The following is a 13,410-nucleotide window of genomic DNA, read 5'->3' as shown; positions in this document are numbered from 1 at the left end:
TTCCATGACTGATCCTCCGATCCGCCATGCCCTCCCAAAGCGACAACCCGACGTTGACGAGGCACCATATCAGAGGATTGCCGCGCTGCCTCCGAGGTCCGCAGAGAGCCCCAAAGCGGAAGAAAAAGCGAGTTTCCTGTGTCATTGAGCAATGGTTCATTCGCGTCATTGCCAAAAAGGAAAAAGGGCCGTGCTTGGGAAAATCCGACAAACAGAGGCCCTTCAAAGATCATTACAAGCCCACTAAGGGCAAAAAAGACGACCCCAGAAATCATTCCTGACTTTATCTTCAAAGGACAAGTGTCATACTTCGCTGAGCTCAAGGAGCTTATCTCCAGAGTCTGACGCATGGCCGAAAAGCGTAAGCTCCACTTCCACACCATCGTCGATATATTGAAAATGCTGCGTTGGCCCGAACACCTGAACCGGGTCGGAGCTGATGAACACATACTCACCCGACATGGAAATCAAGACACTCTCGATATAGAGGTCCGCCTCTGCGGAAATATCCAGAATCTCTCCGTTCTCTCTGTGACCATCCCACTGGACCTCGCAGAGCACCGTATTGGCGTCGATCTTCAGAACATGAGGTTCGCGATCTCGAACGAGAGGCTCCGGAGGCCACACCCCTTCAGCCTGGGCGGAAACACCCAATGAGTAGACGAGGGCACACAACTTAACAATATTATTCATCTTTTTTCCTCAGCAATGCTCAAAGAAGCCCATGATGCATTCTTGGGCCATATGTTCGGCCTGCTTGACGTCTTCATAAGGAAGTGCGGCGGCAATTTTATTGAGGACATCCACTTGTCTCTCATCGTCGTGACCAAACCGAAGAGAGACGAGCAACCACATCATCCCTCTCTTGAGGTCTCTTTCGAAACCCCTTCCATTCGCATACATCAAACCCAATTGCGCTTGAGAGTTCACATCGCCCCTGCGCGACCCAATAGAGAGCCATTCACTAGCAAGTGCATCGTCTTGCCCAAAGCTTCCCCCTTGGTAATAGCCGGCCCCCAGGTGGTAGATTGAGTTCGCATATCCCTCATTTGCCGCTTCAGTGTACCAGTGGAGTGCCTCATCAATATCCCGAGCGATCTCATCACTCTCTGGGGTTTCCAGCATGCGCGCGAGAGCATATTGCGCCGGCAAATACCCATCTTTTGCTAGAGATCTGAAATGATGAACAGCCTGCTCAAAAAACTCGTTCTGATAAAGCTCGACGGCAAAGAGATATGCCTTTCGCCTTTCACCCTCATCGTTGATGAGGTCGTAAACTTCATCAGTAATAATGACGCTGCCCTTAAAGTCGAGAAAGGCGCATAATCCATCTTATGTTAATAACAAGGGCCAGTTGGCTTGATGGTTTAACAGTCAGAAACCCTGCAGGAGCATATCGATAGCTATTGTGATCTGGTCGAACTCGTCGCCCAAATTTCCCACTTGGGGCTTCAAGACCCCAAGGGGTATGGCCGCCAGAAACTGAGTTACCATGACAACTCGTTCACCTTGGACTTCGAAAATCGGATTGAGACGAGTCGCAGGCTTCGGGGCTTCCGATATTGGCAGTAGCGGCACCACAACACGCGTATTCAGATCACTCAGGAGGTCCGTCTGGACGTCCAACAGAAAACCATCACCGGATGGATTGGGGAATACATCGTATTTCGGCATCAGAACTGTCGAAAGTTATCCAAAGGCAACCCATTCTTCTCAACATAGGAATTGGAACTTTTAAGAGCCGAAGCATTTTCCGCTTTCCACTGTTCAGCTTTTGCTGCTGCTACTGCTGCACGCACCCCCTCTTCCGCTGCGCGAGAAAGGTTCACTTTCAGTGATTTGGCCTCGGCCAGCAAAACACTGTCAAGCGACAGATTGGTCGGTTTTCTGGAATGTGTGTTCATGCGATGGACCTCAATTTGTGGTAAAAATACCCGCACAAAACATGCGCGTCAAATGTGGGCACACATGCAACGCAACATTTAAGATCCAATGACCCAAAGTTCTGGCTTTGATGCCCGAAAAAAAGATTTTCTCCATTGAACCGGCTACCAGTTTTTAGTTGGGTCAAAGCCAATCATGGATGCTGTCTTTTCCATGGTCGTCAGGGTCTTTTTGACGGCATCTGGGTTGACCGAAGATCCCGGCCAGAACCTATCCGGAGCGTCCGATTGCTTGGAGCGCATGTTCGGCGCAGACATTATGGCATTATGACATTAGGATCTTCAAACTCCCACTATAATGTTGCCACACCCACCTTTTTGTAGCTGCGTTTGACTTGGCTAAGGAAAACGACCTTGCATTTGTCGGACGCTTTGCGGATTTTGAGCATTCGGGAAACCCGTGTGCGACCGACACTGAATTGTTGACCTTCGACATGATCGCATCTGGTCTACACAACACTGGTCAGAGCCAGTTTCTTGCTGCTTTACCAGATCGCGATCTCGGCTTCTGGGCACCGCCCGTCAAGTTTGTCTGAAGTGCAACTGTAACGCCTACCACGAGAAACACGCCGGGCCATGTTGTCAGAGGAGGCTGTATGTCTCCGAAAGTAAGGCCAATGAGCAGCACCAACGCCGGATTCAGAAAGGTGTAGGCCGCAACGCGGGTCGGCCCGATCCTTGTGGTGCTCCACTGAAACACAAAAAACGTTACGATCGTGGTGAAAATCGAAAGATAGGTGATCCCAACCCAGACGCTGCCGGGGACGGTGGCCCATTGAATGTCGTTCAATTTGGAGAACGTCAACAGGAACAACCAAATCGTGCCCGTTGCAAGAATCCAGAATGTCATTTGGGCCATCGGCTCACCCCGATGCAAGACTTTTACCAATGTCGTGTACGTGGCCAACGCGATCGTACCGGCTAAAAAAAAGATATCCCCGGCACCGATCCGAAGCGACAAGAACGCCGAAAGATCACCCCGGAAGACGATCCAAGTCGCTCCAACAGCTCCGATAGGCAGCAAAACACGCGCTGATAACGACATCTTCTCGTGCAGCAACACTGCGGCAACGGCTGCCGTGATGAATGGGTTCAAGGCAAATATCGCCGCCGTGTTCAACGGGGTCGTCAGGCGGAGAGATGTAAACATGCACCAAAAAAACGTAACCAAAAGAAAACTCAGAAGGCTATAGCGCAGCAGATCGCGAAGGTTTGGTCGACTCAACCCGTATCGACAGGCAACGACGGGGCCAAACAGCGCTGTTGCCAGGGCAAAGCGAATAAAGGTGAGGACTCCACTGTCGAGGTGGCCTGTGATTGCCGCCACGACCGGGAATGACGTTGCCACCAGAAAGGCCGCCCCCAACATTAGGCCATGAACCTGCCAAGCTGAACCAGAGGATTGATGTGCCGACATGATGCCCCCTATTCCGCCGCGATCACATTGAAACGTTCTGGAAAGGGGCCTGCGAAGGCCATCTGCTCCAACGATCGCCGGCCACTCGGTACTTCTCGTGCTTTCAAATCGTCCGCCAGATTTGCAGCTTCGGCACGGCGTCCAATCGTAATCCCGACTTCCAGATTAAAGCGTTTAGACAAACCCAGCACTTTCGACGCATTCTCGAAATCCAGACCTGCCATTGCATGTGCCGCATATCCTAAGGAGGTTGCTTGCAATGCAATTTGCATCCAGGCCGCACCGGCATCAAAACTATGGTATTTCGAACGCGTCATAGGGCGGGTTTCATCACCCGGCATGACCGTATCCGATAGTAAGAAAATCAAGGCCGAAGCCTCGCCCGCCCATCGCTGATTAAACGGATCGAGCAGAGAGAGGAAACTCTGCCAATACGTGTCGCCTCGCAAGGCGTAGAGGAACCTCCAAGGTTGGACGTTGTAGGCAGATGGTGCCCAACGGCCTGCTTCAAGGATGGTAAGCAAATCCGCTACCGGCAAATCCGAGGCATCGTATGCGCGTGGTGACCAGCGCGACAGAAACAATGGAGCGATTGGGTGATCTGGAGTTCTTGCGGGGGTCATGTCAGGCTCTCCTGTCTGACTGAATTTCAGGCTCGCCTAGAGATTTACGCCCTTTCCGCATGGTAGATAATACGACAATTGATAGCTAAAGAATTCACTGATAGTGAATAATCATGGACCGTATGACCGCCCTCACCGTGTTTAGAACTGTTGCCGACCTCGGTAGCTTTGCCGCCGCCGCCCGCCATCTAGGCCTGTCCCCCGCCGCGGTCAGCAAAAATATCAACGAGCTAGAGGCGCACCTGTACACGCGTCTGATCCATCGAACGACGCGCCGGATGAGCTTGACCGAGGCCGGAACGCTGTATTTTGAACGTGTGTCCCGCGTGCTTGATGATCTGGAAGAAGCTGAAGGCACACTGTTGGCCGGTCAGGACCATCCCAGTGGAACACTGCGCGTCAGCGCTCCGATGACCGTCACGCTTGTAAGCCTTTCGGACGCCATTCCAAGATTTCTGCATCAATATCCTGATCTGACGCTGGATCTGAATCTAGATGACCGCCGTGTAAATCTGATCGAGGAAGGCTTCGACATCGCCCTGCGCGGCAGCGATAATCTGGAAGATTCCAGCCTTATCGCGCGCAAATTGAAAACCATGGATCATGTCCTGTGCGGCGCTCCATCCTATTTCGAAAAGTATGGATGGCCCGAACACCCACAGGACTTGACCCGCCATAACTGCATTCAGTTCAGCTTGTCGGGTCATGCCACGAAGTGGTCCTTCCGCCGAGACAACAAAACCGAAAACGTGGCGATCAGAGGCCGCTACCGGGTGTCTTCAAGCATCGCTGTTCGCGATGCTCTGCGGGCTGGATTCGGCCTTAGCCTGATCCCCCACATGTATGTTGCAGATGATCTGGCCAAGGGCCGTCTGTGCGCTGCGCTGGAAAGCTGGAAACCAAACGAAACCGCGCTTTATGCTGTATATCCGTCCCGACGCTACGTAGATTCAAAAGTGCGTGTTTTCCTCGACTTTCTGGTCGAAGAACTGTCACGAAAATCAGACGCGAAGCCCGAAGTCTCTGGACCATGATGCCCTGATAACTCGCCCCGACCAAACGGGAGTGACGGTTCCAAATAGATCTGGCGCGGCTTCTTGGATTGGAAGCGGTAAAAGGCCTACGTCTCTGCCCGCTTTTTCTACCGGTGTTCGTCCTTGAACTGCCCGATGCCAATCGAGATGGTGAGGCGTAACCTCGACCATCAACAGAAGTATTGCTCTAAACGTTCAAGCAGCAGTATTTCAGCTCAAGGTAGTCGTCGATCCCATACTTTGAGCCCTCACGTCCCAGGCCGCTTTCCTTGATCCCGCCAAACGGGGCCACTTCGGTGGAAATTAGGCCAGTGTTGATGCCAACCATTCCGTATTCGAGCTCTTCCATGAACCGCCAGACCTGCGACAGATTCTGCGTATAGACGTAGGACGCCAGACCAAACTCGGTGTCATTGGCTGCTGCGATCGCCTCGGCTATGTCCGTAAACCGGAATACCGGGGCCAGAGGGCCAAATGTCTCTTCCCGCGCGACGGCCATATCGGACGTGACACCGGTGATCACCGTCGGTTGGAAAAACGTCCCGCCCAGTTCATGTGCAGCGCCGCCGGTTATGACAGCCCCCCCCTTGGCGACTGCGTCGTCGATGTGTTCGGACACCTTCGTAACTGCGGCTGGGGTGATAAGCGGCCCGATGACGGACCCGTCTACGAAGCCATCGCCCACTGTCAAGGACGCAACAGCAGCGCTCAGCCGTTCGACAAAGGCGTCGTGTATGCTGTCCTGCACATAGATGCGATTGGTGCAGACGCAAGTTTGCCCAGCGTTGCGGAATTTCGAGATCATCGCTCCTTCGACCGCCTTGTCCAGATCGGCATCGTCGCACACGATGAAGGGCGCGTTACCACCAAGCTCCAATGAGAGCTTTTTGATCTGCGCCGCCCCCTGCTCCATCAGGATTTTGCCGACGCGGGTCGATCCGGTGAAGCTGATCTTGCGCATGATCGGGTTCTCGCAAAAGGCTTTGCCGACCCCAACTCCGTCCGTGGACGTAACCACAGAAAACACGCCCGGCGGGATACCGGCCTCTTCCCCTAGCCGCGCCATGGCAAGCGCCGACAGAGGCGTTTCCGCAGCAGGTTTCACAACCATCGCACAGCCTGCCGCCAATGCCGGGGCAACTTTGCGGGCAATCATCGCATTAGGGAAATTCCACGGAGTAATGGCCCCGACAACGCCGACGGGTTGTTTGATGACCATGATACGCTTGTCGCGCTGATGGCCCGGAATGGTATCACCATAGACGCGCTTTGCTTCTTCGCCGAACCATTCAACAAAGCTGGCCCCATAGAGGATTTCACCTTTGGCCTCGGCCAGCGGTTTGCCCATCTCTGCCGTCAGGATCGCACCCAGATCGTCAACATGGGCAACCATAAGGTCGAACCACTTGCGCAGGATTGCCGCACGCTCCTTCCCGGTACGCCGCGCCCAGTCTTTCTGCGCCTGCTCGGCCGCTTGGATTGCCGCGTGCGCATCGTCGGAGGAGCAATCGGCAACCCGCTCCAAAAGCGCGCCAGTCGAAGGGTTCGTCACATCAAAACGGGTCTCGCGCTGAACCCATTCTCCGTTCAGGTATGCGGTGTCGATCAAAAGGTCGGATCGGTTCAAAGGCAGCATGGGTGTCTCCGGTCAGAGTAAAACGGGCGAGACTGATCCCGCCCGTTTGTTGTGGTGTGAGTGGTGTCTTAGGCGTGCAGGTCGCCGTCTATTGCGGTGCCATCCGGTGCTATAGCAGGGCTCGACGCAGCAGAGCTGTCCTCGACCAGCGATTTGATCACGCCCCAGGCCATCAGAACAACGAGGATCGAGATCGGCAGCGCCGCCGCAATTGCCGCTGTTTGCAGGGCGGACAGACCACCTGCGATCAACAGAACAGCCGCTACGAGACCCTGCGCTGTGCCCCAGACGATCCGGTGCAGCTTGGGCGGGTGGGCATTGCCCATGGATAGGATCGTGGTCACGACCAGCGTGCCCGAGTCCGAACTGGTGATGAACCACGTGGCCAGCAGGAACGTGGCCAGCGCCGAGACGATCCAGGACAGTGTGCCATTGGCCGCCAGCAGCTCGATGGTTCCATACAGCGTACCGCCGAGGTTCCAGCTGTTGACCATGTCGATCAGACCGGCAGAGCCAATGCCATCGGCTGCGTTGAGTTCGATGAACAGCGCGTTGCCGCCAAAGATCGAAATCCAGATGAAGGCCATCGTGGTGGGAACGAACATGGCGCCCAGCATGAACTCGCGGATGGTGCGACCTTTCGAGATACGTGCCACGAACATGCCGACAAACGGTGCCCAGCTCAGCCACCAGCCCCAGTAGAAGATGGTCCATCCACCCTGCCAGGCAACATCACCCGGCTCGGACGCGGTCCAGAAACCCATCGACCACAGGCCGGTTGCATAGTCTCCCACTGCGTTCATAAAGAAACCGATCAGCCACTGCGTCGGACCTGCGAACAGAAAAAACAGCACCAGCAGGATCGACAGAATGATGTTCCATTCGGACAGGATCCGGATGCCTTTGCCGATACCCGACACGGCGGACAGCGTGGCAACGATCGAGATTCCGACGACCAATACTACCTTCAGTGTGGTGCCCGTGCCGGTGTTGAACAGCACGTTCAGACCTTCGGCCATCTGGGTCACGCCCAGACCCATCGAGGTCGCGATACCGAACACCGTGCCGAACACGGCCAGCAGGTCAACCGCGTGACCCGCCGGGCCATAAATACGATCACCCAAGATTGGGTACAACGCCGACCGGAAGGTCAAAGGTAGCTTCTTGCGGAACGCGAAATACCCCAATGCCAGACCAGTCATGGTGTAGATCGCCCAGCCGTGAAGGCCCCAGTGAAAGTTCGTGACTACAACTGCGTCAACCGCGCGCTGTACGTTCATTTCCGTGTGTCCGGCGGCATCCGCGAACGGGTTGTTCGGATAGCCCCAGCCTGCCGCATTGTCGAAATAGAACAGCGGCTCGGCAATGCCGAAGAACAGGATGCCGATCGAGACACCTGCCGAGAACAACATGGCGAACCACGAGAAGTTGCTGAATTCCGGGCGGCTGTCATCGTCGCCTAGACGGATCGAACCGAACCGGCTGAACATCAGGAACAGGCAGACGAAGAACAGGATAACGACCGAACTGATGTAGTACCAGCTCAGCGCCCCTTCGACCCACGAACGTACGCCTTTGTAGACACTGCTGGCGAAGTCGACATTGAGAATAGTGAAGAGAACAAAGGCTGCAACCATCGCTTTGGATGCGATGCTCATCCCATTGTGCAGCCCTTTGAATACCCCCTTATCCGAGACCAGGTGGTCACCATTTTTGGGGGCTGGAGTTCCAGCCATGTTCGTATTCCTCCCATTGATTGACGAACGTGCTGCGTGTCCCTTCACGCAGCGGGAAAGTTTGCGTCAGCGCATGACGAACGGATCCGGAATCGGATCGTCGCTGGTGCGCAACCAGACTGACTTGATCTTGGTGTAATCCAGCGCTGCCTGCAGGCCGCCCTCGCGCCCGTGGCCGGACAGGCCGTGGCCCCCAAACGGTGCGATGGGGCTGACGGCGCGATAGGTGTTGACCCAGACGATCCCGGCTCGAATGGCGCGGATCATGCGATGGGCTCGGGTCAGGTTCTGGGTGAACAGGCCCGAGGCAAGCCCGAATTGGGTGTTGTTCGCGATGGCGACGGCCTCGGCTTCGGTCTCGAAAGACACGACCGACAGAACCGGACCGAAGAATTCGTTTGTCAGGCTGTCCGCGTCAGGCACGTCGGAACAATCCAGAATGGTCGGCGGAAAGTAAAATCCGTCGCGGTCGATGGGATGGCCGCCGGTAATCAGCTTGGCCCCCTGCGCCACGGAACGCTTGATCAGGTCCAAAGCATTGTCACGCTGGCGCAGGGTACAGAGCGGGCCGACCTCGGTCGCCATATCATCAGGGGTGCCGATCACCGCCGCCTCGGCCTTCTCTTTAAGGCGCGCGAGGAAATTATCCTTGATCGAAGCTTGCACCACAAGCCGCGAACCAGCGACGCAGCTTTGGCCGGTCGCTGCAAAAATCCCCGAGACCTGCGCGTTTACAGCGCTTTCGATATCGGCATCCTCGAACACAATGAACGGTGACTTGCCGCCCAACTCCAACGAGGTCGAGGCCAGGTTCTCAGCCGAATTCCGCACGATGTGACGCGCGGTATCCGGCCCTCCGGTAAAGGCGACATGAGCGACTTTGGGATGGCTGGTCAGGGTCGCGCCCGCAACCGGCCCGCCGGTTATGACGTTCAACACGCCTTTGGGGAACCCGGCCTGATCAAAGATGCGGGCAAATTCCAACATCGGTGCTGGCCCCTCTTCCGAGGCTTTCAACACTACGGTACAACCTGCTGCCAGTGCCGGGCCGATCTTCACTGCCGATAGGAACAATTGAGAGTTCCACGGCACCACAGCGGCCACGACACCGATGGGTTCGCGACGTAACCAGACCTCCATGTCCGGCTTGTCGATGGGCAGATGCGCCCCTTCGATCTTGTCGGCCAGCCCGGCGTAATATCGGTAGTAATCGGCGACATAAGCAATCTGCGCCGACGTCTCACGAATGATCTTGCCGGTGTCGCGAGTTTCCAGCTCAGCCAGAAGCGGAGCATTCTCCGAAATCAAGTCCGCCAACTGGGACAGCAGCTTGCCACGCGCTGTCGGCGTCATCCCCGCCCATTCCGGCGAGAAAAACGCGCGCTCAGCAGCCTCAACAGCCTGATTGACATCTTCCGCGCTGGCTTCAGGCATCTTTGCCCAGACTGCGCCGGTAGCCGGGTCCAGACTGTCGAACTGGGTCACACCATCCGAGAAGGTGCCGTCAATATACTGTTGAAACTGCTGCATTTTAGGACACCCCTTTACTGAAACGCTGGCATGACATCTTTGATGAAGCGCTCAAGCGAGGCTTTCTTCCGCTCGAACGGCATGCTGGAGTCGATCCAGAACGAATACTCGTCATAACCCAACGCTTCATAGCTGCGTAGGCGGTCGATGACGGTATCGACGGTGCCGATGACCAGATCGCGTTCCATATTCTCGGGGGTGTAGAATGGATGCGCGGCGATATCTTCGTCGCTCAGCGGTTCGATCAGACCCTGCGAGATGTCGCGCTTGTTCATGAACCAGGCGCCGAAGTAGTTGTAGAACCGGTTCAGCTCGACCGCGGCCTGTTTCACATCCGCGTCGTCAGATGCCACATAGGTGTGCATCAGCAGCATTATCTTGGGCCGCTGTACATCCGGAAACTTGGTGCAAGCATCGTTGAACTTGGTCATGAGGCTAGAGACTTCTTCATCGCCGTTCCACAGGGGGGTCACCTGCACGTTGCAGCCATTCGAAACAGCAAATTCGTGGCTGTTGGGATCACGCGCTGCCACCCACATCGGCGGGCCATCTTCCTGCACCGGTTGCGGGGCCGAAGTGGTTTTGGGGAATTTGTGGAATTCACCATCATGCTCATAGTCGCCTTCCCACAGTCCTTTCACTGCGGGAATCAGTTCGCGCATACGCTGACCAGCTTCCCAGGCGTCCATGCCGGGCATCAGGCGCTCGTACTCAAAGCTATACGCACCGCGCGCGATGCCCAGGTCCAGACGGCCCTCGGTGATGATGTCGGTCATCGCCGCTTCACCCGCCAGACGGATCGGATGCCAGAACGGCGCGATTACAGTGCCGGTGCCCAGACGCACGTTCTTGGTGTGGCGTGCCACGTCGATCAGGTTCAGGAACGGGTTCGGCGCGATAGTAAAGTTCATCCCGTGGTGTTCACCAGTCCAAACCGCGTGCATACCGCCGTCATCAGCGATTTTGCACAATTGGATGAACTCGTCATACAACTGCTTCTGGTCCTGATCGTCCGAGATCCGTTCCATATGCGCAAAGAGTGAGAATTTCATGTCAACTTAACTCCCAGCGGTGAGCGGTTTGACCTCGCCACTCACCTCGTTGCCGTAATACACCCCGAAATTCCCCATGTGGCTTTCGGCCGCGAACCGTTCCAGCATCGTACAGATGGCCGGATCGGCAACATCCATCAAAGTGGACTCGGTGATTTCAGTAAAAACACCGTTTGCCGGTTCGCCTTCGTCAGCCTGACACAGGAATGAGATGTGTTGATGTTTGCGCGCTTCATCCTGAAAAACAGAGTAGATAAATCCCGGTTCTGCCGTCACACCGCTCTCGCTGATCAGATTTGCCAGCGCGGCGTTCGCGCCTTCTGAGACGTTGTCGGTTTTCGGAATTGTCAGGTGGCCACCGCCATCGTCCTGCAGCAGAACCTTGCCGTCCCGTGCGATAAGAGCCGAGACAACCGTATCCGAGCGTTTGCTGAGCGCCTTAGCCTCAGCCGCCGGGGTAACATAGGCGCCGCGGGCATAGCCCAGACCCGGCGCGATGTCCTGATTGAAAGCTTTGACTTCACCAATCAGGATCAGGTGATCGCCTGCATCCACGGTCTTGTGCACGGCGCAATCGAACCACGCAGACACGTCATCCAGAATGGGTGAGCCATGCGGGCCGGGTTGCCACTCGACAGTTGCGAAACGGTCTTCGACCGGGCGGGCGAAGGTGTTCGACACCTCGATCTGTGCCTCGGACAGGATGTTGATGGCATACTTCGAGGTTTTTGCGAAGGTCTCGTAATTGCTGGAGGTATTCGCTAGGCAAACCAGAACCAAAGGTGGATCCAGCGACACCGAGGTGAAAGAGTTTGCGGTAAATCCCAGCGGGTTGCCCGCGTCGTCATGTGACGTCACAACCGTTACCCCGGTCATGAATGAGCCAAAGGCACTGCGCAGGGCGCGTGGGTTTTGCAGTGTTGTTGGGTCGAATTCGATCATGTCAGTTCACCCTGTTCAGATGGCGTGTGCAACCAGTCCGTCAGCGCGGCATTGACCACGTTCGGAGCCGTCATGTTCACCATATGCCTGTGGTCTTCGATAATAATAGCGCGTCCGTAGGGGGCGGCGTCGGCCATCGCTTGCGACATGGCTGGGGTCGAGTTCGGATCGTCATCTCCGGTCAACGCCAGCAGCGGGCATCTGATCTTGCTGAACCCGTCTGAATATAGCGCATCGCCGCGTGCGAAGGCCCCGTAGGCAGTAGCATAGCCGTCAATGTTCACCTCGGACAGCCAGTTAGCGACCTCATCGCGTGCGGCTTGTTCGATCGGCGTATCGCCAAACCAGCGACGCAGAGGCGTTTCCAGATCGAAAGACCCGGTTCCGATCAGTTCGGCCCGTGCGACGACGGATCTGCTTGCGGCCTCGTCCCGACAGAACACGCCGTTCAACAGGGCCACGCGAGCAACCCGCTCCGGATGGCACACGGCAAACCCGCCTGCGATCAGCGCGCCCATGGAATGTCCGGCCAGACTGACCCGCTCAAGCTTGAGGGCATCCAGAACGGCCAGTAGCCAATCCAGAAACACCGGCAGGTCAGAGCCAGATGGAATCCGGTCACTTCCCCCATGCCCCGGCATGTCCAGCGCAATGACGTGGTGCGTCTTCGAAAACGCCTCGATCTGAGGGCCCCACGCCGCGGATTGCATGCCAACGCCGTGGATCAGAACCACCGGCGCGGCCTTCCCTGAATGGGAAAGCCCGGCCTCGCGGTATGCGATCTGACCGAATGGCTCAGACAGCTGCAGGGTTGTCGACGTCATGACCCAGTTCCTTGAGATCCTGATACCGGTCACCAATGCGGTGATGCGGACGGCCACCGATGGATGCACCCAGAGCAATCATGATCTCATCCGGTGCGGGTGCATCTGCCACTTGCAGCTGAATGGTCAGATAGTGGCTGCGACGACCGCCATCGTTCTTATCCATCAGCGGGATTTGCATCGAGGCATTTGCCGGGCCACGGGTATTGGTGAAGGCCAGATACGATTTTGCACCCACTGCTTCGCGGTAGAAATTTCCAAAGCGCAGAGTGTGGATCAGGGCCGAGCCATGCTCTACTTCACCGTTCACACCCACGATGGCGGCTTTGCCGTAACCTTCGACCTTGCCTCCACCGCCAGCGGCCTCAAGCACCATGTCGGTCAGCATCGAACCCAGGCCGGGTGCGCAATCGTGGATCGCGGGTTTCAGATCTTCAACAAAACCCTGCCCTGCCCACGGGTTCCGGATCACCGCAACCGCAGCAATCATCTTCAGCGGTGTCTCAGCGATCTTACCCCCTTCGATCAGGGTGTTTTCGACATGCAGCAGTGTTTTGCGGATTTCAGCGGGCATGATTCTTTCCTTGCGATTCGATAGGTCGGAATATGGTATACCATCATATCACCTGTCAATCATACCTTGTAGGAAATTGAACGGTCCGATAACTTGCCC

General features: G+C 56.1%; 15 protein-coding genes. 2 read left to right on the top strand and 13 right to left on the bottom strand.

Annotated elements, in window-relative coordinates; all coding sequences use genetic code 11:
• Window positions 1-303: 303 nt before the first annotated feature.
• Both ABLN94_RS23120 and ABLN94_RS23115 read right to left on the bottom strand, forming a co-directional pair.
• The gene (locus ABLN94_RS23120) at window positions 304-693 is read right to left on the bottom strand and encodes a hypothetical protein (protein WP_352996851.1); all 390 of its coding nucleotides are present in this window, start codon (window positions 691-693) and stop codon (window positions 304-306) included.
• A gap of 9 nt (window positions 694-702) precedes the next feature.
• Window positions 703-1,152 carry a tetratricopeptide repeat protein gene (locus tag ABLN94_RS23115; protein ID WP_352996849.1) on the bottom strand — a complete coding sequence of 150 codons (450 nt, stop codon included), beginning with the start codon at window positions 1,150-1,152 and terminating at the stop codon, window positions 703-705.
• Window positions 1,153-1,179: 27 nt separating this feature from the next.
• On the opposite strand from ABLN94_RS23115, the gene ABLN94_RS23110 reads away from it, so the two are divergent.
• Window positions 1,180-1,326: a hypothetical protein gene (locus ABLN94_RS23110; protein WP_352996847.1), complete on the top strand. Its 147-nt coding sequence runs from the start codon at window positions 1,180-1,182 to the stop codon at window positions 1,324-1,326.
• A gap of 48 nt (window positions 1,327-1,374) precedes the next feature.
• On the opposite strand, the gene ABLN94_RS23105 is transcribed toward ABLN94_RS23110, so the two are convergent.
• The 4 genes from ABLN94_RS23105 to ABLN94_RS23090 all read right to left on the bottom strand — a co-directional run bounded on the left by ABLN94_RS23105 (window position 1,375) and on the right by ABLN94_RS23090 (window position 3,983).
• The gene (locus ABLN94_RS23105; protein WP_352996845.1) at window positions 1,375-1,674 is read right to left on the bottom strand and encodes a CcdB family protein; all 300 of its coding nucleotides are present in this window, start codon (window positions 1,672-1,674) and stop codon (window positions 1,375-1,377) included.
• Window positions 1,674-1,904, bottom strand: coding sequence for a type II toxin-antitoxin system CcdA family antitoxin (locus ABLN94_RS23100; protein WP_352996843.1), 231 nt, complete (start codon window positions 1,902-1,904; stop codon window positions 1,674-1,676). The genes ABLN94_RS23105 and ABLN94_RS23100 overlap by 1 nt, the downstream gene beginning before the upstream one ends.
• Window positions 1,905-2,406: 502 nt before the next feature.
• Complete coding sequence (locus ABLN94_RS23095; RefSeq protein WP_352996841.1) at window positions 2,407-3,360, bottom strand: DMT family transporter; 954 nt, start codon at window positions 3,358-3,360, stop codon at window positions 2,407-2,409.
• Window positions 3,361-3,368: 8 nt separating this feature from the next.
• Window positions 3,369-3,983: a nitroreductase family protein gene (locus ABLN94_RS23090; protein ID WP_352996839.1), complete on the bottom strand. Its 615-nt coding sequence runs from the start codon at window positions 3,981-3,983 to the stop codon at window positions 3,369-3,371.
• Window positions 3,984-4,096: 113 nt separating this feature from the next.
• On the opposite strand from ABLN94_RS23090, the gene ABLN94_RS23085 reads away from it, so the two are divergent.
• Window positions 4,097-5,017 carry a LysR family transcriptional regulator gene (locus ABLN94_RS23085; RefSeq protein ID WP_352996837.1) on the top strand — a complete coding sequence of 307 codons (921 nt, stop codon included), beginning with the start codon at window positions 4,097-4,099 and terminating at the stop codon, window positions 5,015-5,017.
• 187 nt (window positions 5,018-5,204) lie between these two features.
• On the opposite strand, the gene ABLN94_RS23080 is transcribed toward ABLN94_RS23085, so the two are convergent.
• The 7 genes from ABLN94_RS23080 to ABLN94_RS23050 all read right to left on the bottom strand — a co-directional run bounded on the left by ABLN94_RS23080 (window position 5,205) and on the right by ABLN94_RS23050 (window position 13,311).
• Window positions 5,205-6,653, bottom strand: a complete 1,449-nt coding sequence (locus tag ABLN94_RS23080) for an NAD-dependent succinate-semialdehyde dehydrogenase (RefSeq protein ID WP_352996835.1) — start codon at window positions 6,651-6,653, stop codon at window positions 5,205-5,207.
• 68 nt (window positions 6,654-6,721) lie between these two features.
• On the bottom strand, window positions 6,722-8,389 hold the full coding sequence (locus ABLN94_RS23075; protein ID WP_352996833.1) for a BCCT family transporter: 1,668 nt from the start codon (window positions 8,387-8,389) through the stop codon (window positions 6,722-6,724).
• Between the two features lie 66 nt (window positions 8,390-8,455).
• Window positions 8,456-9,919 (bottom strand): aldehyde dehydrogenase, encoded by a 1,464-nt coding sequence (locus tag ABLN94_RS23070; RefSeq protein ID WP_352996831.1) that lies wholly within the window; start codon window positions 9,917-9,919, stop codon window positions 8,456-8,458.
• A 14-nt stretch (window positions 9,920-9,933) separates the two neighbouring features.
• Complete coding sequence (locus ABLN94_RS23065; protein WP_352996829.1) at window positions 9,934-10,971, bottom strand: LLM class flavin-dependent oxidoreductase; 1,038 nt, start codon at window positions 10,969-10,971, stop codon at window positions 9,934-9,936.
• A gap of 6 nt (window positions 10,972-10,977) precedes the next feature.
• On the bottom strand, window positions 10,978-11,913 hold the full coding sequence (locus tag ABLN94_RS23060) for a flavin reductase family protein (protein WP_352996827.1): 936 nt from the start codon (window positions 11,911-11,913) through the stop codon (window positions 10,978-10,980).
• Window positions 11,910-12,737 carry an alpha/beta fold hydrolase gene (locus ABLN94_RS23055; RefSeq protein ID WP_352996825.1) on the bottom strand — a complete coding sequence of 276 codons (828 nt, stop codon included), beginning with the start codon at window positions 12,735-12,737 and terminating at the stop codon, window positions 11,910-11,912. The genes ABLN94_RS23060 and ABLN94_RS23055 overlap by 4 nt, the downstream gene beginning before the upstream one ends.
• Window positions 12,709-13,311: an amino acid synthesis family protein gene (locus ABLN94_RS23050; RefSeq protein ID WP_352996823.1), complete on the bottom strand. Its 603-nt coding sequence runs from the start codon at window positions 13,309-13,311 to the stop codon at window positions 12,709-12,711. The genes ABLN94_RS23055 and ABLN94_RS23050 overlap by 29 nt, the downstream gene beginning before the upstream one ends.
• Window positions 13,312-13,410: the final 99 nt, after the last annotated feature.

The sequence above is a fragment of the Ruegeria sp. SCP11 genome (genome assembly GCF_040329455.1).
Classification (GTDB): domain Bacteria; phylum Pseudomonadota; class Alphaproteobacteria; order Rhodobacterales; family Rhodobacteraceae; genus Ruegeria; species Ruegeria atlantica_E.
This window is presented reverse-complemented; position numbering and strand designations above follow the sequence as displayed.